Annotated in this window: 23 protein-coding genes; 11 read left to right on the top strand and 12 right to left on the bottom strand. The window is 72.7% G+C overall.

The window, feature by feature from the left end; translation table 11 throughout:
* The first annotated feature begins 24 nt into the window (after window positions 1-24).
* The 6 genes from ABT296_RS16295 (at window position 25) to ABT296_RS16270 (ending at window position 8,219) form a co-directional block, all read left to right on the top strand.
* On the top strand, window positions 25-1,650 hold the full coding sequence (locus ABT296_RS16295) for an ABC transporter substrate-binding protein (RefSeq protein ID WP_351927645.1): 1,626 nt from the start codon (window positions 25-27) through the stop codon (window positions 1,648-1,650).
* A 1-nt stretch (window position 1,651) separates the two neighbouring features.
* Window positions 1,652-2,614, top strand: a complete 963-nt coding sequence (locus tag ABT296_RS16290; RefSeq protein WP_351927643.1) for an ABC transporter permease — start codon at window positions 1,652-1,654, stop codon at window positions 2,612-2,614.
* Window positions 2,611-4,590 (top strand): dipeptide/oligopeptide/nickel ABC transporter permease/ATP-binding protein, encoded by a 1,980-nt coding sequence (locus ABT296_RS16285; RefSeq protein ID WP_351927641.1) that lies wholly within the window; start codon window positions 2,611-2,613, stop codon window positions 4,588-4,590. The genes ABT296_RS16290 and ABT296_RS16285 overlap by 4 nt, the downstream gene beginning before the upstream one ends.
* Before the next feature lie 32 nt (window positions 4,591-4,622).
* Entirely contained in the window at window positions 4,623-5,636 is a 1,014-nt protein-coding gene (locus ABT296_RS16280; protein ID WP_351927855.1) for an oligopeptide/dipeptide ABC transporter ATP-binding protein, read from the top strand.
* Window positions 5,633-6,559 (top strand): dihydrodipicolinate synthase family protein, encoded by a 927-nt coding sequence (locus ABT296_RS16275; RefSeq protein ID WP_351927639.1) that lies wholly within the window; start codon window positions 5,633-5,635, stop codon window positions 6,557-6,559. Before ABT296_RS16280 ends, ABT296_RS16275 begins: the two co-directional genes overlap by 4 nt.
* A gap of 124 nt (window positions 6,560-6,683) precedes the next feature.
* Window positions 6,684-8,219, top strand: coding sequence for an FG-GAP-like repeat-containing protein (locus ABT296_RS16270; protein ID WP_351927637.1), 1,536 nt, complete (start codon window positions 6,684-6,686; stop codon window positions 8,217-8,219).
* Between the two features lie 19 nt (window positions 8,220-8,238).
* Here the strand turns inward: ABT296_RS16270 and ABT296_RS16265 are convergent, their stop codons facing one another.
* The 6 genes from ABT296_RS16265 to leuA form a co-directional block, all read right to left on the bottom strand.
* The gene (locus ABT296_RS16265; protein WP_351927635.1) at window positions 8,239-9,426 is read right to left on the bottom strand and encodes a sialidase family protein; all 1,188 of its coding nucleotides are present in this window, start codon (window positions 9,424-9,426) and stop codon (window positions 8,239-8,241) included.
* Between the two features lie 38 nt (window positions 9,427-9,464).
* Window positions 9,465-10,127 (bottom strand): response regulator, encoded by a 663-nt coding sequence (locus ABT296_RS16260; protein ID WP_351927633.1) that lies wholly within the window; start codon window positions 10,125-10,127, stop codon window positions 9,465-9,467.
* Window positions 10,124-11,332, bottom strand: coding sequence for a sensor histidine kinase (locus ABT296_RS16255; protein ID WP_351927853.1), 1,209 nt, complete (start codon window positions 11,330-11,332; stop codon window positions 10,124-10,126). Before ABT296_RS16255 ends, ABT296_RS16260 begins: the two co-directional genes overlap by 4 nt.
* 124 nt (window positions 11,333-11,456) lie before the next feature.
* Window positions 11,457-13,547 (bottom strand): MMPL family transporter, encoded by a 2,091-nt coding sequence (locus ABT296_RS16250; RefSeq protein WP_351927631.1) that lies wholly within the window; start codon window positions 13,545-13,547, stop codon window positions 11,457-11,459.
* A gap of 149 nt (window positions 13,548-13,696) precedes the next feature.
* Window positions 13,697-14,392: a TerB family tellurite resistance protein gene (locus ABT296_RS16245; protein WP_351927629.1), complete on the bottom strand. Its 696-nt coding sequence runs from the start codon at window positions 14,390-14,392 to the stop codon at window positions 13,697-13,699.
* A gap of 368 nt (window positions 14,393-14,760) precedes the next feature.
* On the bottom strand, window positions 14,761-16,482 hold the full coding sequence (leuA, locus tag ABT296_RS16240) for a 2-isopropylmalate synthase (RefSeq protein WP_351927627.1): 1,722 nt from the start codon (window positions 16,480-16,482) through the stop codon (window positions 14,761-14,763).
* A 321-nt stretch (window positions 16,483-16,803) separates the two neighbouring features.
* Between leuA and ABT296_RS16235 the strand changes: the two genes are divergently transcribed.
* Genes ABT296_RS16235 through ABT296_RS16220 form a run of 4 tightly spaced genes read left to right on the top strand, consistent with a single transcriptional unit; the run spans window position 16,804 to window position 20,771 of the window.
* Window positions 16,804-17,877, top strand: a complete 1,074-nt coding sequence (locus tag ABT296_RS16235; RefSeq protein WP_351927625.1) for a M4 family metallopeptidase — start codon at window positions 16,804-16,806, stop codon at window positions 17,875-17,877.
* A 21-nt stretch (window positions 17,878-17,898) separates the two neighbouring features.
* Window positions 17,899-18,165, top strand: coding sequence for a protealysin inhibitor emfourin (locus ABT296_RS16230; RefSeq protein ID WP_351927624.1), 267 nt, complete (start codon window positions 17,899-17,901; stop codon window positions 18,163-18,165).
* Between the two features lie 57 nt (window positions 18,166-18,222).
* Window positions 18,223-19,527 carry a GH1 family beta-glucosidase gene (locus tag ABT296_RS16225; protein WP_351927622.1) on the top strand — a complete coding sequence of 435 codons (1,305 nt, stop codon included), beginning with the start codon at window positions 18,223-18,225 and terminating at the stop codon, window positions 19,525-19,527.
* Window positions 19,524-20,771 (top strand): MFS transporter, encoded by a 1,248-nt coding sequence (locus ABT296_RS16220; RefSeq protein WP_351927620.1) that lies wholly within the window; start codon window positions 19,524-19,526, stop codon window positions 20,769-20,771. Before ABT296_RS16225 ends, ABT296_RS16220 begins: the two co-directional genes overlap by 4 nt.
* A 45-nt stretch (window positions 20,772-20,816) precedes the next feature.
* Here the strand turns inward: ABT296_RS16220 and era are convergent, their stop codons facing one another.
* The gene (gene era / locus ABT296_RS16215) at window positions 20,817-21,770 is read right to left on the bottom strand and encodes a GTPase Era (protein ID WP_351927618.1); all 954 of its coding nucleotides are present in this window, start codon (window positions 21,768-21,770) and stop codon (window positions 20,817-20,819) included.
* Between the two features lie 221 nt (window positions 21,771-21,991).
* On the opposite strand from era, the gene ABT296_RS16210 reads away from it, so the two are divergent.
* The gene (locus ABT296_RS16210) at window positions 21,992-22,330 is read left to right on the top strand and encodes a P-II family nitrogen regulator (protein WP_351927616.1); all 339 of its coding nucleotides are present in this window, start codon (window positions 21,992-21,994) and stop codon (window positions 22,328-22,330) included.
* A 22-nt stretch (window positions 22,331-22,352) separates the two neighbouring features.
* Here ABT296_RS16210 and ABT296_RS16205 read toward each other — a convergent pair whose 3' ends face one another.
* From ABT296_RS16205 to ybeY, 5 genes are all read right to left on the bottom strand, one after another.
* Window positions 22,353-22,829, bottom strand: a complete 477-nt coding sequence (locus tag ABT296_RS16205; protein ID WP_351927614.1) for a hypothetical protein — start codon at window positions 22,827-22,829, stop codon at window positions 22,353-22,355.
* Between the two features lie 187 nt (window positions 22,830-23,016).
* Window positions 23,017-23,370 carry a cytidine deaminase-like protein gene (locus ABT296_RS16200; protein WP_351927612.1) on the bottom strand — a complete coding sequence of 118 codons (354 nt, stop codon included), beginning with the start codon at window positions 23,368-23,370 and terminating at the stop codon, window positions 23,017-23,019.
* A gap of 23 nt (window positions 23,371-23,393) precedes the next feature.
* Window positions 23,394-23,753, bottom strand: coding sequence for an MmcQ/YjbR family DNA-binding protein (locus ABT296_RS16195; RefSeq protein ID WP_351927610.1), 360 nt, complete (start codon window positions 23,751-23,753; stop codon window positions 23,394-23,396).
* The gene (locus tag ABT296_RS16190) at window positions 23,750-25,048 is read right to left on the bottom strand and encodes a hemolysin family protein (protein ID WP_351927608.1); all 1,299 of its coding nucleotides are present in this window, start codon (window positions 25,046-25,048) and stop codon (window positions 23,750-23,752) included. Before ABT296_RS16190 ends, ABT296_RS16195 begins: the two co-directional genes overlap by 4 nt.
* Window positions 25,045-25,542 carry an rRNA maturation RNase YbeY gene (gene ybeY / locus ABT296_RS16185; protein ID WP_351927606.1) on the bottom strand — a complete coding sequence of 166 codons (498 nt, stop codon included), beginning with the start codon at window positions 25,540-25,542 and terminating at the stop codon, window positions 25,045-25,047. Before ybeY ends, ABT296_RS16190 begins: the two co-directional genes overlap by 4 nt.
* Between the last annotated feature and the right edge of the window lie 13 nt (window positions 25,543-25,555).

Here is a 25,555-nt window from a genome sequence, read left to right as displayed (position 1 = left end):
CCACCCCCTCCCCCTGGAGGAACCGTGCGCGACACGGCCCCCCACGCGGCGGCGCCCGGTCGCCGTACCCTCCTCGGGCGGACCGGCGCGCTGGGCGCGGCCCTCGCCCTCCCGGGGCTGCCGGGCTGTTCGGCCGGGCCGGAGTCCACCATCGACTTCGGCGGGGCGGACGGACCCGACCGGACCCTGACCGCGGTCGTCGGCTACGGCAACGACGGCAGCTGGGACCCCACGCAGACCGCGTCGGCGTTCAGCATGGCCGCCAACCACCACATCTACGAGGGGCTCCTCGACACCGACCCGGTCACCCGTGAGCCGTACGCGGCCCTCGCCACCCGGGTGCCGGCCGATCCGTACGCCACGGTCTGGCCGTTCACCCTCCGGGCCGGCGCCACCTTCCACGACGGGGTGCCGGTCACCGCCGACGACGTGCTCTTCGTCTTCGGGCGGATCCTCGACCCGGGGACCGAGACCCTGGTGAAGGGCTTCTTCGCCACCTGGCTGAAGGAGGTCCGCAAGGTCGACGCGCGCACCGTGGAGCTGGTGCTCGCGTTCCCGTTCCCGGACGGGCTGTCCCGGCTCACCCTGGCCAAGATCATGCCCCGGCACGTCTTCTCGCGGCCGGGCGCCTGGGAGGACGCCGTGCGGGGCCGGGCGATCGGCTCGGGCCCCTACCGGCAGGCCGCGCACCATCCGAAGTCCAACACCGTCCTGGAGGCGTACGACGGCTACAACGGCCCGCGCCGGGCCGCCTTCCGGCGGATGAACTGGCTGACCATCGTGGACGCGGCCCCCCGGGTGGCCCGCATCTCGGGGGCGAGCGCGGGGGCGCAGCTCTCCGACAACATCCCCTACGCCAACATCGGCCGGCTGCGCGGCGGCGGGCTCACGGTCGCGGGCGGCGCCGGGATGAACAACCTGTTCCTGATGTTCAACACCCGGCACAAGCCGTTCGACGACGTACGGGTGCGGCAGGCCCTGCGCTACGCCGTCGACTCCCGCCAGCTGGTGCGTGTGGCCCTCAAGGGGCACGGCACGCCCGCCAGTTCGTTCCTGAACGAGGCGCACCCCGACCACCGGCGGGCCACGACGGTCTACGACCACGACCCGGAGCGGGCGAAGGCGCTGCTGAGGGCGGCCGGGGTGCGCGGTCTGAGGGTCGACCTGACGTCGGTGAACGTCAGCTGGGTGGTGGACTGCCTGCCGACCCTGAAGGCGTCCTGGGACGCGATCGGCGTGCGGACGACTCTGTCGCCGCAGGAGACCACGGCCGTCTTCACCAGGCTGGACCAGGGCCGGGACTACCAGGTCGTCGCCGCCGCCTCCAACCCCAACCAGTTCGGCCTGGACGCGGATCTGATCCTGCGTTACAACTACGGGCCCGCCAACCTGTGGATGCGGTACGCCCGTTGGGCCGGGCACCCGGTCGCCCGACGGCTGTTCCGGCTGATGGACCGGGCCACCCGCGAGCCGGACCCGGGGCGCAGGCGCGCGATGCTCCAGGACTGCCTCGACGTCGTCGCCGAGCAGGCGGTGCTCTACCCGGTCGTCCACAACGAGCTGATGACGGCCTGGGACCCGCGCCTGCTCACCGGGCTGCGGGCGCAGCCGTATCCCGGGATCAACCTGCTCCGGGCGAGGTGGGTCTGACATGGGCGCCGTCGTGGGGATCCTGCTCCGCAGACTCCTGCTGCTGGTGCCCCTGACGCTGGGCATCGTGCTGTTCGTCTTCGTGGTGATGAGCTTCTCCGACGCGGACCCGGCGTCCGCGTTCTTCCAGGGCGCCAACCCCACCCCCGAGCAACTCCACGAGTTCCGGGAGGAGAACGGGCTGCTGGATCCGCTGCCCGTGCGCTACCTGGCCTTCGTGGGCGATCTGCTCCACGGGGACCTGGGCACCAGCGCGCTCACCCGCGAGGAGGTGCTGGACCAGGTGCTCACCGCGCTGCCGCTCACCCTTCAGCTCACCTTCCTCGGGCTGGGCGTCGCCGTCGTGCTGGCCCTGCTGGGCGGGGTCGCCGCGGCCGTGCACCGCGGCCGGTTCACGGACCGGTTCGTCCGGGTGGTCTCGCTGACCGGGGTGGCCGCGCCCGGCTTCTGGCTGGCGCTGCTGATGATCCAGTACCTGGCGGTGGGCCTGGGCTGGTTCCCGGCGGGCGGCTACATCAACCCGGCGGACTCGGTCACCGGCTGGCTGTGGACGATGACCCTGCCCGCGCTCGCCCTGTCGCTGCCGGTGGCCGCCCAGCTCACCCGCGTCGTGCGGACCTCGATGGTGGAGGAGCTGGACCGGGACTACGTCCGCACCGCGACCGGCGGCGGGCTGCCGCCGCGGGTCGTGGTCGGCCGGAACGTGCTGCGCAACGCGCTGGTCAACCCGCTCACCGTGCTGGGGCTGAGGGTCGGCTATCTGCTGGGCGGCGCGGTCGTCATCGAGACGATCTTCGCGCTGCCGGGGATGGGGAAGCTGATGATCGACGCCGTGCGGAACGGCGACCCGGCGGTCGTCCAGGGCGTCGTGCTGACGACGGCGTTCGGGTTCGTGCTCGTCAACCTCGTGATCGACATCCTGTACCTGCTGGTCAACCCGCGACTGAGGGACACGGCCGCATGATCAAGACGCGCGGGAGCCTCACCGAGGCGCTCTCCCGGCCCGGCATCCGGCTGCGCGGCCCGCGCCGGCTGCCGCCGCTGTCGAGGGCGGCGCTCGGCTTCCTGGCGCTGGTGGTGCTGGTCGCGGTGTGCGCGCCGCTGCTCGCTCCGCACGACCCGCTGGAACAGCTGCCGCCGGTGGACGGCACCGGGCACCCCTCGGCCGCGCACTGGATGGGCCAGGACAGCCTGGGCCGGGACATCCTCAGCCGGCTGATGTACGGGGCCCGCTGGTCGCTGGCGATCGGCCTCGGCGCCACCTCGCTGGCCCTGGTGGCGGGCGCCCTGATCGGGGCGGTGGCCGCGACCTCCCGCAAGGCGCTCGACGAGACGCTGATGCGCTGCCTCGACGTGGTGATGGCGTTCCCCGGCATCGCGCTGGCCGCCGTCCTGGTCGCGGTGTTCGGCGGCGGGATCACCGTGCTGATCTGCGCCATCGCGTTCCTGTTCACCCCGCCGGTGGCCCGGGTGGTGCGGGCCAACATCCTCGACCAGTACGGCGAGGACTACGTCACCGCGGAACGGGTGATCGGTGCCCGCACCCCGCACATCGTCGGGCGGCACGTGGCCGTCAACTGCGCCGCGCCGGTGCTGGTCTTCTGCACGGTGCAGGTCGCCGAGGCGATCGTGTTCGAGGCGTCGCTGTCCTTCATCGGCGCGGGTGTACGCCCGCCGGACCCGTCCTGGGGCAGTGTCATCGCCGACGGCAAGAACATGGTGCTGACCGGGGGCTGGTGGGCGACCGTCTTCCCCGGGCTGGTGATCCTGTGCACGGTGCTCTGTCTGAACGTCCTCTCCGAGGGCGTCTCGGACGCCTGGGCCGCACCGGCGGCCCGGGCGGTGGAGGTGCCCGCGGAGGCGGACCCCGCACGGTCCCCGGAGTCCCCGGAGCCGGGTGACGGCGAGGTGGTCGCGCTGCCCGGGCTCGCCGAGGCCGCCCGTCGGCTGCGCGCGCGGGCACGCCCACTGCCCTCGGGGCCGCCGGTGCTCGCGGTGGAGGACCTCGCCGTCGGGTTCGAGGGCCGGCACGGGGGCGTGGACATCGTCGACGGCGTCGGTTTCGAGGTGCGGCCGGGTGAAATCCTCGGCCTGGTCGGGGAGTCGGGGTGCGGGAAGTCGCTGACCGCGCTGACCGTCATGGGCCTGGCGCCCCGGGGCGCCCGGGTGCGCGGCCGGATCCTCTTCCGGGGCCGGGACCTGCTCGCCGAGCCGCCGCGGGCCCGCCGACGGCTGCTCGGGCACGAGATGGCGATGGTCTTCCAGGACGCCCTGTCCTCCCTGAACCCGGCGATGACCGTCCGCGCGCAGCTCGGGCAGGTCGTGCGGCGCGGCGGCGGCCGCGGCGCCGAGGAACTCCTCACGCTGGTCGGCCTCGACCCGGCGCGCACCCTGCGCAGCTACCCGCACGAGCTCTCCGGAGGCCAGCGCCAGCGGGTGCTGATCGCCATGGCCCTGTCCAGGGACCCGAAGCTGATCGTCGCCGACGAGCCGACGACCGCCCTCGACGTCACCGTGCAGGCGCAGATCATGGCGCTGCTGCTGCGGCTGCGCGAGGAGCTGGGGTTCGCGCTGGTCCTGGTCTCGCACGACCTGGCCCTGGTCGCGGACGTCACCGACCGGCTGGTGGTGATGTACGGCGGACAGGTCGTCGAGGCGGGGGTGACCGCCGACGTCCTGGAGGCGCCGGCCCACCACTACACCCGGGGGCTGCTGGGCAGTGTGCTGTCGCTGGAGGGGGCGGCCGAGCGGATGACGCAGATCAGGGGCGTGGTGCCGGCCCCCGCCGACTTCCCCGGGGGCTGCCGCTTCGCCGACCGCTGCCCGCGCGCGGGCGACGGCTGCCGGACCTCCCGGCCCCTCCCGGCGGGCCCCCCGACCCACACGGTCGCCTGCCACCGTCCGGCGGCCGAACCGGTGCCGACCGAGGCTGTTCGGTGAACGCGATCGTCGGTGCCGACGGGGGCCGTGCGGTGAACGCGATCGTCGAGGTCGACGGCGTGCACGTCGTGCACCGGGCCCGCGGCGGCGGCCTGTTCGCCCGGGACCGGGTGCACGCGCTGACCGCCGCCGACCTCACCGTGGCGCCGGGCGAGACGGTCGGAGTGGTGGGCGAGTCGGGGTGCGGGAAGTCGACGCTGGCGAAGGTGCTCGTCGGCGTGGAGCGGCCGGCCTCCGGCACGGTGCGCCACCTCGGACGGGACCTGTGGTCCATGCCGCGGGAGGAGCGGCGGGCCACCGTGGGCCGCGGCATCGGAATGATCTTCCAGGATCCCTCCACGGCCCTGAACCGGCGGCTGCCCGTACGGCGGATCCTGCGGGACCCGATGGATGTGCACGGGGAGGGAACCGGCCCCGAACGCGACTACCACGTAAGGGAGTTGATGGCACTGGTCGGCCTGCACCGAGGGCTGGCCGACGCCCTGCCGGGGCAGCTCTCCGGCGGCCAGCGACAGCGCGTCGCCATCGCCCGCGCCCTCGTCCTCGACCCGGACCTGCTGGTGGCGGACGAGCCGACCAGCGCCCTCGACGTGTCGGTCCGCGCCCAGATCCTCAACCTCCTGCTGGATCTGCGGGAGCGCCTGGGGCTGGCCATGGTCTTCGTCAGCCACGACATCCAGACGGTCCGGCGGATGAGCGACCGGGTGATCACCATGTATCTCGGGCGGATCGTGGAGGAGGCGCCGGCCGACCGGGTGACCGGGCACTCCCGTCACCCGTACACCCGCGCCCTGTTCTCCGCGGCGCCCGGACTGCTGCACGCCGTCGACCCGATTCCGCTGGTCGGGCCGGTCCCGTCGGCGGTCCGGCCGCCGAGCGGGTGCCCCTTCCGGACGCGCTGCTGGAAGGCGACAAAGGTGTGCGCGAGTGAGATGCCGGAGTTTTCCGACGCGTCCGCACCGGGGCACCGGTACCGCTGCCACCATCCTGTCGAGGAGGACCGGTCGACCCACGACCTGGCACAGTCCGCGAGGGAGCCGTCATGAACCCGCTCACCGGTGTCGTCCCGCCCGTGTGCACCCCCCTGACACCGGATCACGAGGTCGACGTCCACTCCCTGATGAGACTGGTCGACCATCTGATCGACGCCGGGGTGAACGGCCTGTTCGTGCTCGGCTCGTCGTCGGAGGCGGCCTTCCTGACGGATCACCAGCGCCGGCTCGTCGTCGAGACGGTGGCCCGGCACGTCGGCGGCCGGCTGCCGGTGCTGGCCGGCGTGATCGACATGACGACGCCCCGGGTGCTGGACCACGTCAGCAGGGTGACGGCGGCCGGCGCGGACGCGGTGGTGGCGACGGCCCCGTTCTACGCGGCCACCCACCCCGCCGAGATCGCCCGCCACTACCGGCTGATCGCCGCCGAGAGCCCGGTCCCCGTGATCGCCTACGACATCCCGTCCGCCGTGCACACCAAACTGCCCGCCGCCGTGGTGCTGGAGCTGGCCTCCGAGGGCGTGCTGGCCGGGCTGAAGGACTCCAGCGGCGATCTGGCCGGCTTCCGCGAGATCGCCGCCGGGGTCCGCGCCCGCCCCGGCATCACCGGGTTCAGCCTGCTCACCGGCTCCGAGCTGTTCGTCGACGCGGCCCTGGCGCTGGGCGCGGACGGGGCGGTGCCCGGACTCGCCAACGTCGACCCGCACGGCTACGTCCGCCTGGACCGGCTGCACCGCTCCGGCGACCTGCACCGGGCCCGCGCCGAACAGGAGCGGCTGTGCGCCCTGTTCGGCATGGTCCGGGTCGGCGACCCCGCCCGGACGGGCCCCAGTTCCTCGGCGCTCGGCGCCTTCAAGGCGGCCCTGCACCTGCGCGGCGTCATCGACTGCCCGGTGACGGCGCCGCCCCAGACGCCGCTCACGCCGGAGGAGGTCGAGGAGGTGGGGAAGTTCCTGGCGACGGCCGGGCTCAGTTGAGGTGTCCTCCTGGTGGAGTGCGCATGACGGGCGTACAACCATTCGGTTTAGCCGTGGGTCTTGTGGTGCGTGAGGGGTGGATCTGACGCCCTGTCACCTATTCGCACTCTGAGCAGGAGGCCCTGTGCGACAGCGCACACTCCGTACGACGGTGGCCGTCGCCGTCGCGATGGCCGCGTCGGCCGCCGTCGCACCCCTGGCGCAGGCCGCCCCGACGGCGGGAGCCGTCACGACCGCCCCGGCCGCGGGAACCGCCGCCCCCGGCCTCGCCGAGGCCGACTTCAACGGTGACGGCGTCGCCGACGCGGCCGCGGCCGCTCCCGACGCCACGGTCGGCGGCCACCTGCGTGCCGGGTACGTCGCCGTGACGTACGGCAGCCGCGCCCTGGCCCTGAAGGACCAGGCCCGCAAGGCCGTTCACCAGAACACCGCCGGGGTACCCGGCACGGCCGAGCCCTCCGACCGGTTCGGCTCCTCCCTGACCGCCGCGGACCTCGACGGCGACGGGTACACCGACCTGGTCGTCGGATCGTCCGGCGAGGCCGTCGGGCCGCTCGACGGGGCCGGCTCGTTGACCGTCCTGTGGGGCGGCGCGGGCGGCCTGACCGGCGGCACCGTCGTCAAGGGCACGGCCTACCGCGAGAACCTCGGCGCGATGCTGACCGCCGGCGACTTCGACCAGGACGGCCACCAGGACCTGGCCACCGGCAGCACGGTCTCCTACGGCCCGTTCGACCGGTCCACCGGTGCCTCCCGCACCGAGACGATGGACCTCCTGGGCGAGCACGCGGACGAATACACCCAGGGCTGGAATCCGTGGGACAACCCCGCCCTGTCCACGGGAGACGTCAACGGCGACGGCATCAGCGACGTCGTGGGCGTCGTCTCGACCGGCTCGGGCGAGATAGCCGACCACGGTCCCCGTCTGGTGCGCTACTTCGCGGGCGGCCGGGACGGGCTGACGGCCGGACGGACCCTGCGGGACGCGAAAACCGGCGAGCTCTTGGACGGCGGTGTCGACGTCGCCGTGGGCGACCTCGACCGGGACGGCCACGCCGACATCGTGCTGGGCCGGGCCGACGTGGACGACCGGCCCGGTGTCGGGGACGTCAACGAAGTGGGCGGCGGCGTCGAGATCGTGCGCGGCAGCGCCTCCGGGCCGGACACGGCGAACCCGCGCACCCTGCTCCACCAGGACAGCGCGGGCGTCCCGGGCACCGCCGAGCAGGGCGACGCCTTCGGGACCTCCGTCGACCTCGGCGACGTCAACGGCGACGGCCGCCTCGACCTCGCGATCGGCGTCCCCGGCGAGGACGTCGGCAGCCTGGGCGGCGCCGGTCTGGTGACCGTCCTGCCGGGCGGCGGCACCGGGCTCACCACGTCGGGCGCGAGGTCCTTCACCCAGGACACCGCCTCGGTGCCCGGCACCGCGGAGAGGTACGACGCCTTCGGCTCCGCCGTTCACCTGGCCGACGCCACCGGCGACGGCCGCGCGGAGCTGTTCACCGGAGCGGCGGGCGAGAACGGCTTCTCCGGCGGCGTCTGGGTGCTCAGGGGCACCTCCACCCAGGTGACCGGCACCGGCTCGGCCTCCTTCGGCCCGTCCGGCCTCGGCCTGACCGCCTCGCCGGGCCGCCTGGGCAGCTCCTTCGACCACTGACGCCCGAAGGCTGCCGGTCCTATCGCACCGACCCGGCCGGCAGCCGCCGGAACTCGATCGTCTCGTAGGGGCTGTCCGTTCCCGTCTCGTACAGGACGCCGACCGTCTCCTCGTCGACCCGGACCAGGTCGGAGTAGGCGGCACGCCGTTCGGAGAGCGTCAGCGACCTGGTGAAGGTCACCCCGCCGTCATCGCTGCGCCACAGCGCCATCGCCCGCCGGGCGGTGGGCACCGACGGACCGGAGAACAGCAACGGGCCGTCGGCGCCCGGCAGTTGCAGCACGCTCGCCTGCACCATCGGCACCTCGTTCAGCGCGGGCTGCACCTCGTAGGGGCGGTCCAGGGACTCCCCGCCGTCGGCGGAGAAGGTGTCGAGGCGGTGGCCCGCGCTGGTGCCGTGCTGGTCCCGGGAGTTGAAGTAGAGCCTGCCGTCGGGGAGTTCGGCGGCCGTGGACTCGTTGGCGTTGCTCCGGCCGTCGTAGGAGTCGTCCACGAAGCCGAGCTGCCAGGTGGTGCCGCCGTCGTCGCTGAGGATGGCGTGGCCGCCGTAGTGGCGGGACTCCTGGCCGGTGTCCGCGGAGCCGGGCGGCGGGGCCGCGGAGTGGTTGGCGGGGACCACCAGGCGTCCGGCGTGCGGGCCGTGCCGCAGGGCCACGGCGTGCCCGGGGCCGGTGGCGTACCAGCGCCAGTCGGGCCGCTTCACCTGCGCGGTGATCTCCAGGGGCGCGCCGAAGGTACGGCCGTCGTCCCGGCTGCGCTGGACGAAGACCCGGCGCCCCTGCTCGGGTGTCACCTCGCCCCGCATGATCTGCCCCTCGGTCACCGCCCCGCTGTTGTAGGAGGTGACCAGCACGACCGCGCCGGTCCGCGGGTCCACCACCGGTGCCGGGTTGCCCCGGGTGTCGCCGCCCCCGGCGGCCACCACCGTCAGCGGGCCCCAGGTGCAGCCGCCGTCGGCGGAGCGCCGCAGGACGACGTCGATGTTCCCGGTGTCGCCGGCGCCGTCGTGCCGGCCCTCGGCGAAGGCCAGCAGGGTGCCGCGGTCGGTGGTGACCGCCGCCGGGATGCGGTACGTGTCGTAGCCGCCCTCCCCCGAGACGAACGGGACGGAGGAGGCGCAGTCGGCGACGGCGGCGGCCCGGCCGGTCGCGGTGAGCGGGGTCAGCAGGACCGCGGTGACGAGCAGGGTGCGGCTCAGAAGGGCCATGGGGCTCCCTTGACGGAGTGTCGGCGGGGACGGGTCCGTCACAGGGTTCCCGGAGCCACCAGTCCCGACTCGTACGCCACGATCACCAGCTGGGCCCGGTCGCGCGCCCCCAGCTTGCCCATGATGCGGCTGACGTGGGTCTTGGCGGTGAGCGGGCTGAGCCCCAACGCGTCCGCGATCTCCGCGTTGTTGAGGCCGCGCGCGACCAGGGAGAGGACCCCGCGCTCCCGCTCGGACAGTCCCTCCGGACCGCCCAGCGGCGGCACCGAGGGGCTGCGCAGAAATCGCGCGATCAGCCGTGCCGTGGCGCCCGGCGAGAGCAGCGCCTCCCCGGCGGCGACCGTGCGGATCGCGTCGAGGAGGTCGGCCGGACGGGTGTCCTTCACCAGGAAGCCGGACGCCCCGGCCCGCAGCGCCTCCACGATGTGCTCGTCGGTGTCGTAGGTGGTCAGCACCAGGACCTTCACCCCGGCCAGGTCCTCGTCGGCGGCGATCAGGCGGGTCGCCTCGATGCCGTCGAGGTCGGGCATGCGGATGTCCATCACGACGAGGTCGGGCCGCTCGGCGCGGGCCAGTTCCAGCGCCTGGCGGCCGGTGCCGGCCTGTCCGACGACCGCCATGTCGGGCGCGGACTCGACGAGCATGGCGAACGCGGCCCGGACCAGGGTCTGGTCGTCGGCGAGCAGGACACGGACGGTCACGTGGCTTCTCCCAGTGGCAGTACGGCGGCCGGTGGCCCGCCCAGGGGCAGTACGGCGCTGACCCGGAAGCCGCCCGGTTCGCGCGGCCCGGCGTCGAGTGTGCCGCCCACGCTGCGGGCGCGCTCGCGCATTCCGACCAGTCCGAAGCCCGGCGGCCGTCCGGCGGCGTCCGCGGCCGGCCCGGTGCCGTCGTCGGTGACGGCGAGGTGCAGGGCGCCGTCCGCCTCGTGCAGCTCCACCCGGACCGCGGGTTCGGGCCCCGCGTGCCGTACGGCGTTGGTGAGCGCCTCCTGGACTATGCGGTAGGCGGCGGCACCGACGGCCGGGGACGCCTGCCGGATGCGTACCGTCTGCTCGACGCGGGCGCCCGCGAGCCGGGCGGCCTCCACCAGGGCGGGCAGGGAGTCCAGTCCGGGCAGCGGGCCGCGGGCGTCGGCCGGCCCGTGGTCGCGCAGCACCTCCAGGGTGGTGCGCAGTTCGCCGCGCGCGGTGCGGCAGGTCTCGGCGATGTCGTCGAGGGCCTTGGCGACCGTCTCGCGGTCCAGGCGCTCGGGGTCGGCGGCCAGCACGTGCGCGGCCACCGAGGTCTGCACGCCGATCAGGGTGATGCTGTGGGCGAGCAGGTCGTGCAGGTCGCGGGCGATGCGCAGGCGTTCCTCGGCGACCCGGCGGCGGGCCTCCTCCTCGCGGGTGCGTTCGGCGCGCTCGGCGCGTTCGAAGACCGCGGCGATGTACTGGCGGTAGTAGCGGACGTCGATGCCGACGAAGATCACGGCGAAGACCCAGCCGTAGATGCGCAGCAGTTCGGCGGCCTGCTTGTCGCCGCCGAGGCTGAGCATCCCGCCCAGCGAGAGGGCCAGTCCCGCGGCGGACACCACGAGGGTGCGGAAGGGGCGTTGGGTGACGGTGACCGTGTAAAGGGCGATGAACGAGGCGGGCACCGGCGCGGTGTGGTTGTTGTCGAGCATGTGGTACGGCAGGACGCACGCGATCACCACCGCGAACACCAGCAGTGGCCGGCGCCGCCGCCACACCAGCGGCGCGTGGGCGGCGACCAGCAGCGTCCAGCCGACCGCGTCGGGCCGGCGGCCGGCGTCGGTGACCAGGCCCAGGAACACGGCCAGGAGGGCCGCCACGATGGTGAGCAGGGCGTCGTTGCGGGTGCCGTGGGGCGCGGTCCTCGGGTCCCGGTTGATCGCGGCCATGATCCGCTCACCGATCCGGGGCCGCACCGCTGTGTCGGTTGGCTGCACGGGTTCATCTTCCGCTGGGAGGGCGCCCCTTTGGGAGACCGCGAAGGAGCGGACGGCCGAAGGGGCGCCGGTTCGGTCAGTGCGCGGCCGCGGTGACCCGCTCGGGTTCCTTCGGCGGTACGGCTCCGGCGGGCTCCTTGGAGAGGGCTCCCGGCCACCACACCTTGCGGCGCAGGGCGACACTGGCGCTGGTCACCAGGTAGGTGCGGACCAGGAAGGTGTCGAGGAGGACGCCGACGGCGATGACGAAGCCCAGCTCAACGAGCTGCACCATCGGCATGCTGGTGAGGACGGCGAAGGTGGCGGCGAGGACCAGTCCCGCGGAGGCGATGACGCCGCCCGTGGTGCGCAGTGCGGTGAGCGCGGCGGCGACGGGTTCGGCGCCGCCCAGGGACTCCTCGCGCATCCGGTGCATCAGGAAGATGCCGTAGTCGACGCCGAGGGCGACCAGGAAGACGAAGGAGAGCAGTCCGAGTCCCGGGTCGGTGCCCTCGAAGCCGAACACCGGCCCGAAGACGAGTCCGCCGATGCCGAGGGAGGCGCCCCAGACCGCGACCACGGCCGCGACCAGGAGCAGCGGCGCGACCAGGGAGCGCAGCAGGGCGACCAGGATGAGCAGGACGGACAGCAGCACGATCGGCACCACGATCATCCGGTCGCGGGCGTTGGTGTCCTTGAGGTCGATCTGTTCCGCGCTCGGTCCGCCGACGTAGGAGCCGTCGAGCCGGTCGCGCAGGTCCTCGATGGTGGCGGTCTCCCCCGCCGACTGCGGCGGCGAGGTGGCGAGGACGGAGATCTCCGTCCAGCCGTCGCCGCTGCGCCCGGTCTCGGCGCTGTCGACGCCCGGGGTGTCGCGGATCTCGGCGAGGGTGGTGTCGGCGCGGCCGGCCGGGGTGATGACGCTGATGGCCTGGGTGCCGCGTTCGGGGTAGGCGGCCGCGAGGGTCTGCATGGCGGCGACCGCGTCGGGCCTGCTGGTGAAGGAGTCCTCCTGCTTGAGGTCGCCGGGCAGGTTGAACATGCCGAGCGCCAGCGCCCCGAGCAGGAGGCCGCCTCCGACCAGGACGGCCACCGGACGGCGTCCCGCGGAGCTGCCCATCGCGGCGAACAGGGAGCGGCGGGCCTTGGGGGCGCTGCCGTACCGGGGGATCAGCGGCCAGAACACACGCCGTCCGAGGAGGACCAGGACGACGGGGAGCAGGGTCAGCATGGCGAGCAGCGCGCACAGCACGCCGACGGTGCCGAGGGGGCCCATGCCGCGGCTGGAGTTGAGGTCGGCGGCGAGCAGGCAGAGCAGTCCGGCGGCGACGGTCCCGGAGGAGGCGAGCACGGCGGGCCCGCAGCCGCGCAGGGCGGCCGTCATGGCGTCGTACGGCCGCTCGACGCGGCGCAGCTCCTCGCGGTAGCGGGAGACCAGCAGCAGGGCGTAGTCGGTGCCCGCGCCGAAGACGAGGATGGTCATGATGCCGGAGCTCTGGCCGGACACGGAGGTGCCGAACCACTGGTTGAGTCCGTAGGCGACGGCCATCGACAGGTAGTTGGCGACGCCCGCGACGACGAGCGGCACCAGCCACAGGAACGGGCTGCGGTAGATGACGATCAGCAGCAGGGCGACGACGGCGACGGTGGTGTAGAGCAGCGGTCCGTCGAGGGAGTTGTAGACCTCGGAGGCGTCGGTGGCGAGGGCCCCTTCGCCGCCGACCTCCACGCTCAGCCCGTCGCCGCCGCGGGCGACGTCCCGGACCTCGTGGACGAGGGCGTCGCGGGCCTCCTCGTCGGTGCCGGGCTCGTTGCTGGCGACGGGGTACATCAGCGTGGTGCCGTCCTTCGACGGCACGCCCGCCGGGTCGGCGGCGAGCCGGTGGGCTCCGGCGATCTCGGCGATCTGCTCCTCGGCGGTGGCCCGGTCGGCCCCGGTGAGCCCGCCGTCCCGGTGGTAGACGACGACCATCTGCGTGGTCTCACCGCCGGGCAGCCGGTCCTGGATCTTGGCGACCTGCGTCGAGTCGGCGCTCGCGGGCAGGTAGTCGACGGCCCGGTCGCGCTGCACGTCGGCGAGTTTCGCGGCGAACGGCGAGGCGATCACCAGTACGACGATCCACAGCCCGAGCACTCCCCAGGGCACGGCGATCCGGCGTCGCCGGTCAGTTGTCCTAGCGGCCCCCATGAGACGGGCCTCCCTCCGCTTCGGTTGTCCGGTACGGGTTCCAGACTTCCGGTGGAAGGGGGCGGGTTCGTCGGGCTCAGGGGCGAGCCGGGCGGTACTGCCCAGGGCGGCGGGCGGGGCCCGTTACTCCCCGGGGAGTACGCGCGGTCCTACGACGGCGTACGCGCGGCGGCGAGCAGCCGGGTCACGTCCTCGCCGCAGATGGTCAGGGCGGCGCCCACCGTGCTGAGGGCCTCCCGCTCGGCGGGGGTGTACGGGCCGTCGGCGAGGGCGATGCGGGCGCCCTGGAGGAGGATCGACTCGCGGCCCGCGGGGGCGAGGTGGGGGGCGAGGGGGTCGAGGGCCTCGTGGAGCTCTATGGCCAGGCCCGCTCCGCAGGGTTCGCCCAGGACCCGGCCGGTGTCGGCGGCGAGGGCCTCCACGAGGGCGTCGAGCTGTTCCTCGGTGCAGTCGTCGAAGCCGGCGGCGCGGACGGCCGCGGCGGCGGTCTCCAGTGCCGTACGGGAGCAGGTGCCGCCGGCGGCGAGGACCGCGAGGGCGACCGTGTGGACGGCGTCGCGGAGCATCGCGGAGAAGCGGGTGGTGGTGGGGTGGTCCAGGACGTCGGTGCCGAAGTGGCGGCGGCAGGCCGCGCATTCCACCACCGGCCCGGTCTCGCCGCGCGGCAGCACCGGTACGCCCAGCAGGGTGAAGCGGCGGCGGCCGGTCAGCCGCTGGTAGTTGCGGTCGCCCCCGCAGCCGGGGCAGAAGAACTCGCCGTCACCGACGGCCGTCCACGCCGTACGGGTGCCCAGGATGCGGGCAGGCCTGGCGGCACGGCCGTTTCGTCCCCGTCCTGGCAGCACGTCGCACCTCCGCGTGACCCCGCGGCAACATCGCCGCGCTTGCGTGATGTTAGCCACATCCCCCAGCCCAAGTCAGCACCTTGAACGAGACCTCCCCGTGACCTGCACAAGGATTGGCCGGTATACGACGATCCCCGCCCCCCTCTCAGGGGCGCGGGGAACTGCGCGACAAGCCACGACGGCGCAGCACCCGACCACCCACCCAGGGGCGCGGGGAACTGCGCGACAAACCACAACGGCGCAGCACCCACCGACCGGCCCGGGCACCCACCCCAGGGGCGCGGGGAACTGCGCGACCAGCCACGACGCACTCGCAGCCGACACACAGCCCCCGCAGGCACCCCATGGCACCCCCGTGGTCGAAAGACCTACCGCGCGGCCCGGTTCACCGCGGAGACGACCGCCTTCAGCGAGGCCCGCGTCGTGTTGGCATCAATACCGATACCCCACAGGACCTTGCCATCGATCGCACACTCGATATAGGACGCGGCCTGCGCAGACGCCCCCTCGCTCATCGTGTGCTCCTGATAGTCCAGCAGCCGCACATCGATACCGATCGACTGCAGCGCGTCGAAGAAGGCCGAGATGGGCCCGTTCCCGGTACCCGACAGCACCGTGTCCTCGCCATCGACGGTGGCCTCAACCCGCAGCGTGTCCACCCCATCGGTGTCGGTCGTCGACTGACCGTTCCTGACCTGGATGCGACCCCACGCGTTACCCGGGTTGGGCAGGTACTCGTCCTGGAAGACGGACCAGATGTCGGACCCGGTGACCTCGCCGCCCTCGGCGTCGGTCTTGGCCTGGATCAGCTTCGAGAACTCGATCTGCATCCGGCGCGGCAGGTCCAGCTTGTGGTCGTTCTTCAGGACGTAGGCGATACCGCCCTTGCCGGACTGCGAGTTGACCCGGATGACCGCCTCGTAGGAGCGGCCGACGTCCTTGGGGTCGATGGGCAGGTACGGCACGGCCCACTCGATGTCGTCGACGGTGACCCCGCGAGCCGCCGCGTCGGCCTCCATGGCGTCGAAGCCCTTCTTGATGGCGTCCTGGTGGGAGCCGGAGAAGGACGTGTAGACCAGGTCGCCCACGTACGGGTGGCGCGGGTGGACCTCCATCTGGTTGCAGTACTCCCACGTACGACGGATCTCGTCGATGTCGGAGAAGTCGATCTGCGGGTCGACGCCCTGGGAGAACAGGTTCATGCCCAGGGTGACCAGGTCGACGTTGCCGGTGCGCTCGCCCTGCCCGAACAGGCAGCCCTCGACGCGGTCGCCGCCGGCCATGACGGCCAGTTCGGCGGCGGCCACCGCCGTGCCGCGGTCGTTGTGCGGGTGGATGGACAGGCACACGTACTCGCGGCGCGACAGGTTGCGGCTCATCCACTCGAAGCGGTCCGCGTGCGTGGACGGCGTCGAACGCTCCACCGTGGCGGGCAGGTTGAGGATGATCTCGCGGCCCGGGCCGGGCTGCCAGACGTCCATGACCGCCTCGCAGACCTCCAGGGCGAAGTCCAGCTCGGTGTCGGTGAAGATCTCGGGGCTGTACTGGTAGCCGAACTCGGTCTCGGGGTCCAGCAGCTTCTCCGCGTACTCCATGACCAGACGGGTGCCGTCGACGGCGATCTGCTTGATGTCGTCCTTGGAGCCGCGGAAGACCACCCGGCGGAAGACCGGCGCGGTGGCGTTGTACAGGTGGACGGTGGCCCGCTTGGCGCCCTTCAGGGACTCCACCGTGCGCTCGATCAGGTCCTCACGGGCCTGGGTCAGCACGGAGATGGTGACGTCGTCGGGGATCGCGCCGGGCTCCTCGATGATGGAGCGTACGAAGTCGAAGTCGGTCTGGCCGGAGGCGGGGAAGCCGACCTCGATCTCCTTGTAGCCCATCTTGACCAGCTGGTCGAACATCCGGCGCTTGCGCTCGGGCGACATCGGGTCGATCAGGGCCTGGTTGCCGTCCCGCAGATCGGTGGACAGCCAGCGGGGCGCCTGGGTGATGCGCCGGTCGGGCCAGGTGCGGTCCGGGATGTCGACCTGGTCGTAGCGACCGTACTTGTGGATCGGCATGGACGTGGGCTGCTGGCGGTTTGCCATGATGCTTCGGGCTCCTCAAGGTGTCCGGAAGGACGGCCGACGACGCAACGCCAAGCACCGCGGGGAGGGGGTCGGCCTCGACTACAGGCCCTCGCCGCGGCAGCTAAGGAGAAGCAGCCCGAAAAGCATGATGCTCCGCATGCTAGCCCAGACCGCCCACGATGCGACGGTGCGTATCAGTATGCGGGACCGTAGGGACGAAAGGGACGAAACGTGTGCCATACCACTTCACGGACGCCCGGAGGGCGCCTTGTCCCCACATTTCACCAATCATGGTTGCGGGTAGTGACAGCGGCATAACGCAGTGCGAGGGTGCCGGGCATGACGACCCACGGGGGCCATGTGCCCGTCTTCTGCACCGTCGTACCACCGCACGTCCTCGACAGGCTCGCCCAGGCCGAGGACCCCGCGCTGGCCGGCCCGGCCCGCCGGACCCTCCAGCGCGACGCCTACGAGCGCACCCACCGCCGGCTGACCACCGTGCTCGGCGCGCCCGCCGTCGCCCCGCCCGCCGACGCCGAGCCCGACCGGCCGCAGCGCACCGTCTACGACGCCGGGCACGGCACCGGCCTGCCCGGCGAGAAGGTCCGCGGGGAGGGCGAGGAGCCCGGCAAGGACGCCACCGTCAACCGCGCCTACGCGGGCCTCGGCGCCACCTTCGAGCTGTTCCTGAAGGCGTTCGAGCGCAACTCGATCGACGGGAACGGCCTGCCGCTCGACGCCACCGTGCACTACGAGCAGGACTACAACAACGCCTTCTGGAACGGCGAGCAGATGGTGTTCGGCGACGGCGACGGCGAGATCTTCCTCGACTTCACCATCCCCATCGACGTCATCGGCCACGAACTCGCCCACGGCGTCACGCAGTACACCGCGAACCTCACCTACTTCGGCCAGCCCGGCGCCCTCAACGAGTCGATGTCGGACGTCTTCGGCGCGCTCATCCGGCAGTACACGCTCGGCCAGACCGCCGCGGAGGCCGACTGGCTGATCGGCGCCGGGCTGCTCGCCCCGCGGGTGACGGGCAAGGCGCTGCGCTCCATGAAGGAGCCGGGCACCGCGTACGACGACGACGTCCTCGGCAAGGACCCGCAGCCCGGGTCCATGGACGACTTCGTGCGCACCGGCCGCGACAACGGCGGCGTCCACATCAACTCCGGTATCCCCAACCGCGCGTTCTACCTGGCCGCCACCGCGCTCGGCGGCCACGCCTGGGAGCGCGCCGGACAGGTCTGGTACGACGTGCTGACCGGCGGCGAGCTGTCCTCGCAGGCCCTGTTCACCGACTTCGCCCGGCTGACGGTGGCCGCCGCCGGCGCCCGCTACGGCGACGGGGGCGAGGAGTTCCAGGCGGTGCAGAAGGCATGGGAGCAGGTCGGGGTGCGCAGCCTCTAGATCCGTACTAGACAGGACCCCATGCGCATTCAGGTGAGACGCACCGGCGGCTTCGCGGGCATCGAGCGGTTCGCCGAGGTGGAGACCTCGGGACGGCCCGACGCCCAGGAGTGGACGTCCCTGGCCGAGCGGGCGGTCGCCGCCGGCCGGGACACGCCGCCCGTCGGGGTGCCCGACGGCTTCGGCTACCAGATCACCGTGGACGGACGGACCGTGTACTGCGCCGATCCCCGGCTCACCGCCGAACAGCGCGAGCTGATCGGCAAGGTGCTCAAGGAGGGGGCGTAACGGCTTGTTCACCCGCGCCCGTTGACTTGGCCCGCGCCGGGTCCGAAGATCCGGCGCATGGCGACGCAACCGATACCTCAGTTCCCGGCGGACTTCCTGTGGGGAGTGTCGACCTCCGCCCATCAGATCGAGGGCGCGGCCGAGCTGCGCGAGCCGTCCGTGTGGGACGAGTTCACGCGCCGGGCGGGGACGGTGAAGGACGGCTCGACGGCGGCGGTGGCCTGCGACCACTACCACCGCTACCCCGAGGACGTGGCCCTGCTGGCCGGCCTCGGGGTGGGCGCGTACCGCTTCTCCGTCTCCTGGCCGCGGGTGAACTCCCCCGGCGGCCTGGACTTCTACGACCGCCTCGTCGACGAGCTGTGCGCGGCCGGCGTCCGCCCGGTCCCCACGCTCTTCCACTGGGACCTGCCGGCCGGCCTGGACTGGCTGGAGCGGGACACCGCCGCCCGGTTCGCCGAGCACGCGGCGCGGGTCGCGGAGCGGCTCGGTGACCGCGTCCACAAGTGGATCACCCTGAACGAGCCGGCCGAGCACACCCTGCTGGGGCACGCCCTCGGTGTCCACGCGCCCGGAAAGCAGCTGCTGTTCGACGCCCTGCCCGTCGCCCACCACCAACTCCTGGCGCACGGCCTCGCGGTACGGGCGCTGCGCGCGGCCGGGGTGCGGGACATCGGCATCGCCAACTCGCACGGGCCGACCTGGCCGGCCTCGCCGGAGCCCGCCGACGTGGAGGCCGCCGAGTTCTACGACGTCCTCCTGAACCGGCTCTTCGCCGACCCCGTGCTGCTCGGCGCGTACCCGGCCGGGCTCGGCGAACTGATGCCCGGCGACGTCGAGGCGGACCTGAAGGTCATCGGCGAGCCGGTCGACTGGTACGGCGTCAACTACTACGCCCCGACCAGGGTGGGCGCCCCGCAGGGCGCCGAGATCGAGTTCGGCGGTGTCTCCATGCCCGCCGAACTCCCCTTCTCGGTGCGGCAGATCGAGGGCGTACCGGTCACCGACTTCGGCTGGCCGGTGGTCCCCGAGGCGCTGACCGAGCTGCTCACCGGCTTCCACGAGCGCTACGGCGACCGGCTCCCGCCCGTCGTCATCACCGAGAACGGCTGCTCCTACGACGGCCTCGACGACCAGGACCGGATCGCCTACCTGGACGGCCATCTGCGTGCCCTGCACCGGGCGTCCGAGGCCGGGGTCGACGTCCGCGGCTACTTCGTCTGGTCGCTGCTGGACAACTTCGAGTGGGCCGAGGGATACGCGCGCCGGTTCGGCCTGGTGCACGTCGACTTCGACACCCAGGAGCGGACCCCGAAGGCGTCCTACCACTGGCTGCGGGACGTGCTGCGGGCCCAGGGATGACGACGCCGGCCGGCGCCCTGGCGGAGCCCGCCGACCGGGTCTCCCGGGGCTGGACGACGGCGCTGGCGGTCGCCAACTGGGCGATCTGGGTGGGCTGGTACGGCCCGCTGCAGATCCTGCTGCCGGAGCAGGCGGAGGACTTCGCGCCCGGCACCGGGATGTCCAAGGAGACGGTGCTGGCCTGGGTGACCGGGGTCGGCGCGGTCGTCTCGCTGCTCGCGAACCCGTTCTTCGGTGCCCTGTCGGACCGGACGACGGCCCGCGGAGGGCGGCGCCGGCCGTGGATCGTGGCCGGGGCGGCCGGGGGCACGCTGTCGTTGCTGCTGCTGGCGGGCGCGGGCGGCCTCGGGACGATGCTGGCCGGCTGGTGCCTGGTGCAGCTCACCCTGAACGCGGCCTTCGCCGCGGTGACGGCGGCGGTGCCGGACCGGGTGCCGCGGCTGCAACGCGGCTCGGTGGGCGGCTGGCTGGGCGCGGCCCAGATCCTCGGCGCGGTCGCCGGGACGGGGCTGGCGACGGCGCTGGGCGGGATCACGGCGGGGTACGCGGCGTGCGCGGTGTTCGTGCTGCTGGGCGTCCTGCCGTACGTGCTGGGGCACAAGGACGTACGGCTGGCGGCCGAGGAGCGGCCGGTGTGGTCGGCGCGGGCCTTCCTGGCCGGTTTCTGGGTGAGCCCGCGACGCCACCCGGACTTCGGGTGGGCGTGGCTGACCCGCTTCCTGATCAACCTGAGTAACGCCCTGGTGATCCTCTACCTGCTCTACTACCTGCGGGACCGGCTGGAGCGGGCCGAACCGGAGCAGGGTGTGCTGGTGCTGACCGCGGTGAACAGTGTGACGCTGCTGGCCACGGTGGTGGTGGCCGGCGTCTGGTCGGACCGGGTGGGGCGGCGCAAGCCGTTCGTGCGCTGGTCGGGGGCGCTGATGGCGGCGGCCACGGCGCTGCTGGCCCTCTGGCAGACCTGGCCGGGCGCGATCGTGGTGGCGGCGCTGCTGGGGGTCGGGCTCGGGGTGTTCATGTCGGTCGACTTCGCGCTGATGACCGATGTGCTGCCGAAGGCCCGGGACCGGGGCAAGGACCTCGGCGTGATCAACGTGGCCAACGCCCTGCCCCAGGTGGCCGCCCCCGCGCTGGCCGCGCCGGTCGTGACCCACTTCGGCGGGTACCGGGTGCTGTATCTGGCCGCGGCGCTGATCGCGGTGGCGGGGGCGGTGCTGGTGGGACGGATCAGGAGCGTGGACTGAGCGCGGGGGCGACGGGCGCCCCCGCGGTCCGGCGGGCCGGGCGGTTCAGAAGCCCAGGCGGCGCAGCTGCTTGGGGTCGCGCTGCCAGTCCTTGGCGACCTTGACGTGCAGGTCGAGGAAGACCGGGGTGCCGAGCAGGGCCTCGATCTGCTTGCGGGACTTGATGCCGACCTCCTTCAGCCGCTTGCCCTTGGGGCCGATGATGATGCCCTTCTGGCTGGGGCGCTCGATGTAGACGAAGGCGTGGATGTCCAGCAGCGGCCGGTCGGCGGGGCGGTCCTCGCGGGGCAGCATCTCCTCCACCACCACGGCGATGGAGTGCGGCAGTTCGTCGCGGACGCCCTCCAGGGCCGCCTCGCGGATCAGCTCCGCGATCATGACCTGCTCGGGCTCGTCGGTGAGGTCGCCCTCGGGGTAGAGCGCCGGGCCCTCGGGCAGCATCGGGATCAGCAGGTCGGCGAGCAAATCGACCTGCTTGTTCGCGGTCGCCGACACCGGGACGATCTGCGCCCAGTCGATGCCGAGTTCCCTGCCGAGCTGGTCGATGGCGATCAGCTGTTCGGCGAGGCGCTTGGAGTCGACGAGGTCCGTCTTGGTGACGATGGCGACCTTCGGGGACTTCTTGATCCCGGCCAGCTCCTTGGCGATGAAGCGGTCGCCGGGGCCGATCCTCTCGTTGGCGGGCAGACAGAAGCCGATCACGTCGACCTCGGCCCAGGTGGTCCGCACGACGTCGTTGAGGCGTTCGCCCAGGAGCGTGCGCGGCTTGTGCAGACCGGGGGTGTCCACCAGGATCAGCTGGGCGTCCGGGCGGTGCACGATCCCGCGCACGGTGTGCCGGGTGGTCTGCGGCTGGTCTGCGGTGATCGCCACCTTCTGCCCGACCAGAGCGTTCGTGAGGGTGGACTTGCCCGCGTTGGGGCGGCCGACGAAGCAGGCGAAGCCGGCCCGGTGGGGTGCCTCGGCCGGCTGCTCGGATGACTGGCTGCGAACGCTCATGGCGCCCATTCTCCCTGATCCACAAAGACCCGCCGCACATCAGTCCGCACACCCCGCACGGGCGCGCGCAGCGGGTCCTCGTGCGGGTCCCGGCGAGGGAGAGGGCCTGCACGGCCCTTACGGTGCGTGCGCGGGAGCGCATACGATCTCGGCGTCCCGGGCCACGGCGCCCCGGTCGGCCGCTTTGTCGTCCCCTCCGCCCAGAAGGTCAACAGCCAGGCATGAAGCTCATCACCGCGATCGTCAAGCCCTACCGCCTCGACGAGGTGAAGTCGGCGCTCCAGGAGCTCGGCGTCAACGGTCTGACCGTGACCGAGGCGAGCGGCTACGGCCGGCAGCGCGGCCACACCGAGGTGTACCGCGGCGCCGAGTACCAGATCGACCTGGTCCCCAAGGTCCGGATCGAGGTGGTCGTGGAGGACGCCGTCTGCGACGACGTGATCGACGCGATCGTGCGTTCCGCGCAGACCGGCAAGATCGGTGACGGCAAGGTCTGGGCGCTGCCCGTGGAGACCGTCGTACGGGTGCGGACGGGCGAGCGGGGCCCCGACGCGCTCTGAGGGGCCGCGCTCGCCCGCGCTGTCAGTCGAAGACGAACGGGCCCGGTGACTGCGCCCCGGTCGCCGTACAGGTGATGGTGATGCCGAGGACGGTCATCTTCAGCGAGCCGCCGTAGGCCTCCAGGCTGTCGCCGGCGGCGACGGTGCCGGGCAGCGGACCGACCTTCACCGGGTCCCCGGCGGCCATCGCCGGGTTCTCGGTGGCGGTGAAGACGGTGGTGCCGCCGCCGGCCTTCACCAGGGTCAGCGTCGAGGCGATGGAGTCCGCCCCGAGCGCTATCGGCGCGGTGATCGCCGAGGAGTCGAGCGTCATGGTGGCGGCCGTGCCGTCCTGCGTGGCCGTGAGCGTGGCCGCGCCGCCGCCGAAGAAGCCGCAGTTCGCGTTGATGGTGGCGGTGGTGGGGGTCACGGCGGCGGCGGTCGGCGCGAGGACGAGTCCGGTCACGGCGAGCGCCCCGACGGCGATGGCCGCACCGGTGCTCAAGCGGGTGCCTCTCATGGGTTGCGGGTTCCCTTCGGGAGTGGGGGGACCGGCGGCCCGTCCTCGGCAGGTGGGTGCGGACACACTGCGGGAGGACCGAATCTGACGGACCGTCGGAACTGACGTTCCCATTGATGCGCGAGAGGCGACGCGCGGCAAGGATGAAATCCGGACTACTGTGCGATGGCCGGTCTCCCGCCCCCGGCTACTGCGCGGACACGGTCTCCCGCACCGCGCCGTCGGGCCCGGCGAGCAGCACCGGGGTCCCGGCCCCGCCGAGGTCCCGTACGGCGGCCAGGTCCTCCGCCGCCACGGTCCCCGCCTGCGTCACGACCGCCGCGGCCTCCAGCGACTTCGCCCCGGACGCCACCGCCATGGCCACCGCGGTGCGCAGCGCGCTCAGCTTCAGCGAGTCCAGGTCCACGGTCCCCGCGACATACGTACGACCCGTCTCGTCCCGTACGGCGGCACCCTCGGGCACGCCGTTGCGGGCCCGCGCGGAACGGGCCAGGGTGACGATCTTGCGGTCCTCGGGGTCAAGCGCGTTGCTCTCGGTCATGCCCCGAGCATACGAAGTGCCCGTCAGGGCCGGTCCAGGCGGAGCCGTTCGGCGCGCGGCAGGCCGGCCACGACCAGGTCGTAGGAGTCCTCGACCAGTTCCCGCACGAGCCGGTCGGGCAGGGTGCCGTCGGCCGTGACGGTGTTCCAGTGGCGCTTGTTCATGTGGTAGCCGGGGACGATCAGTCCCGGGTGCTCCTCGCGCAGCCGGACGGCGTCCTCGGGGTCACATTTGAGGTTGACCTTCAGGGGCCGCGCGTCGAGGGCGGTCAGCGCGAAGAGCTTGCCGAGGACCTTGAAGACGGACGTCTCCGGGTTGAACGGGAAGTCCTCCACCGTCGCGTCGAACGACAGGCAGAGGGCGCGCAGCTCCTGGGGGGTCACCGGTCCTCCGACTCCTCCTCGACGGCGCCCAGTGGCTCCACCAGCACCGTCACGATCTTGTTGCGGCGGCCGGCGGCGGCCTCCGCCGTCAGCCGCAGCTCCCGGTCGTCGGGCAGCTTCACGAGCGCGGAGGCGCCGGCGATCGGCACCCGGCCGAGCGCCTTGGCGAGCAGCCCGCCGACGGTCTCCACGTCCTCGTCGTCGTACTCGTCGAGGCCGTAGAGCTCGCCGAGGTCGGTGATGTCGAGGCGGGCGGTGACGCGGTAGCGGTCGTCGCCCAGCTCCTCCACCGGGGGCAGCTCGCGGTCGTACTCGTCGGTGATCTCGCCGACGATCTCCTCCAGGATGTCCTCGATGGTGACGATCCCGGCGGTGCCGCCGTACTCGTCGATCACGACGGCGACGTGGTTGCGGTCCTGCTGCATCTCGCGCAGCAGGTCACCGGCGTTCTTGGTGTCGGGCACGAAGGCGGCGGGCCGCATCGCGGTGGAGACCAGCTCGCTCTCCGCGTCCCGGCTGATGTGCGTCTTGCGGGCGAGGTCCTTGAGGTAGACGATCCCGACGACGTCGTCCTCGCTCTCCCCGGTGACCGGGATGCGCGAGAAGCCGGAGCGCAGGGCCAGGGTGAGCGCCTGGCGGATGGTCTTGTAGCGCTCGATGACGACCAGGTCGGTGCGCGGGACCATGACCTCCCGCACGAGGGTGTCGCCGAGCTCGAAGACGGAGTGCACCATGCGGCGCTCCTCGTCCTCGATCAGCGACTCCTTCTCCGCAAGGTCGACCATCGCGCGCAGTTCGGCCTCGGAGGCGAACGGGCCGCGGCGGAAGCCCTTGCCGGGGGTGAGGGCGTTGCCGATGAGGATCAGCAGCGGCGGGATCGGGCCCATGATCCGGGCCAGCGGCAGCAGCACGTACGCGGCCGCGGTGGCGGTGTTCAGCGGGTGCTGGCGGCCGATGGTGCGCGGGGAGACACCGACCGCGACATAGGAGACCAGCACCATCACGCCGATCGCGGCGAGCAGGGCCTGGGTGGTGCTGTCGATCTCCCGCAGGCAGGCGTAGGTGACCAGGGCGGCGGCGGCCATCTCGCAGGCGACGCGGACCAGCAGCGCCACGTTCAGATAGCGCGTCGGGTCGGCGGCGACCTGCGCCAGCCTGGCGCTGCCCCGCCGCCCGGACCGTACGGCCTCCTCGGCGCGGAAGCTGGAGACGCGCGCCAGGCCCGCCTCCGCGCAGGCGGCGAGCCAGGCCACGACGACCAGCGCGACGGCGCCGAGGACGAGTTGGGCACTCATGAGACGGTCGGAGCCGGGGAGGGGCCGGTCAGGCCCTTCTCCGCGCGCCAGCCGTCCACGATGGCGGCCTGGAGGCCGAACATCTCGGCCTTCTCGTCCGGCTCCTCGTGGTCGTAGCCGAGCAGGTGCAGCACACCGTGGACGGTGAGCAGCTGGAGCTCCTCGTCCATGGTGTGCTGCGTCGGCGCGTCCTGCCCCTGCTTCAGGGCGACCTCCGGGCAGAGCACGATGTCACCGAGCAGGCCCTGCGGCGGCTCCTCGTCGTCCTTGGACGGCGGCCGGAGCTCGTCCATCGGGAAGGACATGACATCGGTGGGTCCGGGCAGGTCCATCCACTGGATGTGCAGCTGCTCCATGGCGTCGGAGTCCACGACGATCACCGAGAGCTCGGAGAGCGGGTGGATGCGCATCCGCGCGAGCGCGTAGCGGGCGATGTCGAGGATCGCCTGCTCGTCGACCTCGGTTCCGGACTCGTTGTTGACGTCGATCGACATGGTGCTGGTCTGT

It is taken from the genome of Streptomyces sp. NPDC000983 (assembly GCF_040299205.1).
Lineage (GTDB): Bacteria > Actinomycetota > Actinomycetes > Streptomycetales > Streptomycetaceae > Streptomyces.
The sequence above is the reverse complement of the archived record's forward strand: the minus strand, read 5'-3'. Positions and strand labels throughout refer to the sequence as shown.

What these genes read in the sequence shown, in the direction of transcription:
- ABT296_RS16290 (WP_351927643.1), top strand. Translation starts at nt 1,652, where the DNA reads ATGGGCGCCGTCGTGGGGATCCTGCTCCGCAGACTCCTGCTGCTGGTG.
- ABT296_RS16285 (WP_351927641.1), top strand. Translation starts at nt 2,611, where the DNA reads ATGATCAAGACGCGCGGGAGCCTCACCGAGGCGCTCTCCCGGCCCGGC.
- ABT296_RS16275 (WP_351927639.1), top strand. Translation starts at nt 5,633, where the DNA reads ATGAACCCGCTCACCGGTGTCGTCCCGCCCGTGTGCACCCCCCTGACA.
- ABT296_RS16265 (WP_351927635.1), bottom strand. Translation starts at nt 9,426, where the DNA reads ATGGCCCTTCTGAGCCGCACCCTGCTCGTCACCGCGGTCCTGCTGACC.
- ABT296_RS16255 (WP_351927853.1), bottom strand. Translation starts at nt 11,332, where the DNA reads ATGGCCGCGATCAACCGGGACCCGAGGACCGCGCCCCACGGCACCCGC.
- ABT296_RS16250 (WP_351927631.1), bottom strand. Translation starts at nt 13,547, where the DNA reads ATGGGGGCCGCTAGGACAACTGACCGGCGACGCCGGATCGCCGTGCCC.
- leuA (WP_351927627.1), bottom strand. Translation starts at nt 16,482, where the DNA reads ATGGCAAACCGCCAGCAGCCCACGTCCATGCCGATCCACAAGTACGGT.
- ABT296_RS16235 (WP_351927625.1), top strand. Translation starts at nt 16,804, where the DNA reads ATGACGACCCACGGGGGCCATGTGCCCGTCTTCTGCACCGTCGTACCA.
- ABT296_RS16230 (WP_351927624.1), top strand. Translation starts at nt 17,899, where the DNA reads ATGCGCATTCAGGTGAGACGCACCGGCGGCTTCGCGGGCATCGAGCGG.
- ABT296_RS16225 (WP_351927622.1), top strand. Translation starts at nt 18,223, where the DNA reads ATGGCGACGCAACCGATACCTCAGTTCCCGGCGGACTTCCTGTGGGGA.
- ABT296_RS16220 (WP_351927620.1), top strand. Translation starts at nt 19,524, where the DNA reads ATGACGACGCCGGCCGGCGCCCTGGCGGAGCCCGCCGACCGGGTCTCC.
- era (WP_351927618.1), bottom strand. Translation starts at nt 21,770, where the DNA reads ATGAGCGTTCGCAGCCAGTCATCCGAGCAGCCGGCCGAGGCACCCCAC.
- ABT296_RS16210 (WP_351927616.1), top strand. Translation starts at nt 21,992, where the DNA reads ATGAAGCTCATCACCGCGATCGTCAAGCCCTACCGCCTCGACGAGGTG.
- ABT296_RS16205 (WP_351927614.1), bottom strand. Translation starts at nt 22,829, where the DNA reads ATGAGAGGCACCCGCTTGAGCACCGGTGCGGCCATCGCCGTCGGGGCG.
- ABT296_RS16200 (WP_351927612.1), bottom strand. Translation starts at nt 23,370, where the DNA reads ATGACCGAGAGCAACGCGCTTGACCCCGAGGACCGCAAGATCGTCACC.
- ABT296_RS16190 (WP_351927608.1), bottom strand. Translation starts at nt 25,048, where the DNA reads ATGAGTGCCCAACTCGTCCTCGGCGCCGTCGCGCTGGTCGTCGTGGCC.
- ybeY (WP_351927606.1), bottom strand. Translation starts at nt 25,542, where the DNA reads ATGTCGATCGACGTCAACAACGAGTCCGGAACCGAGGTCGACGAGCAG.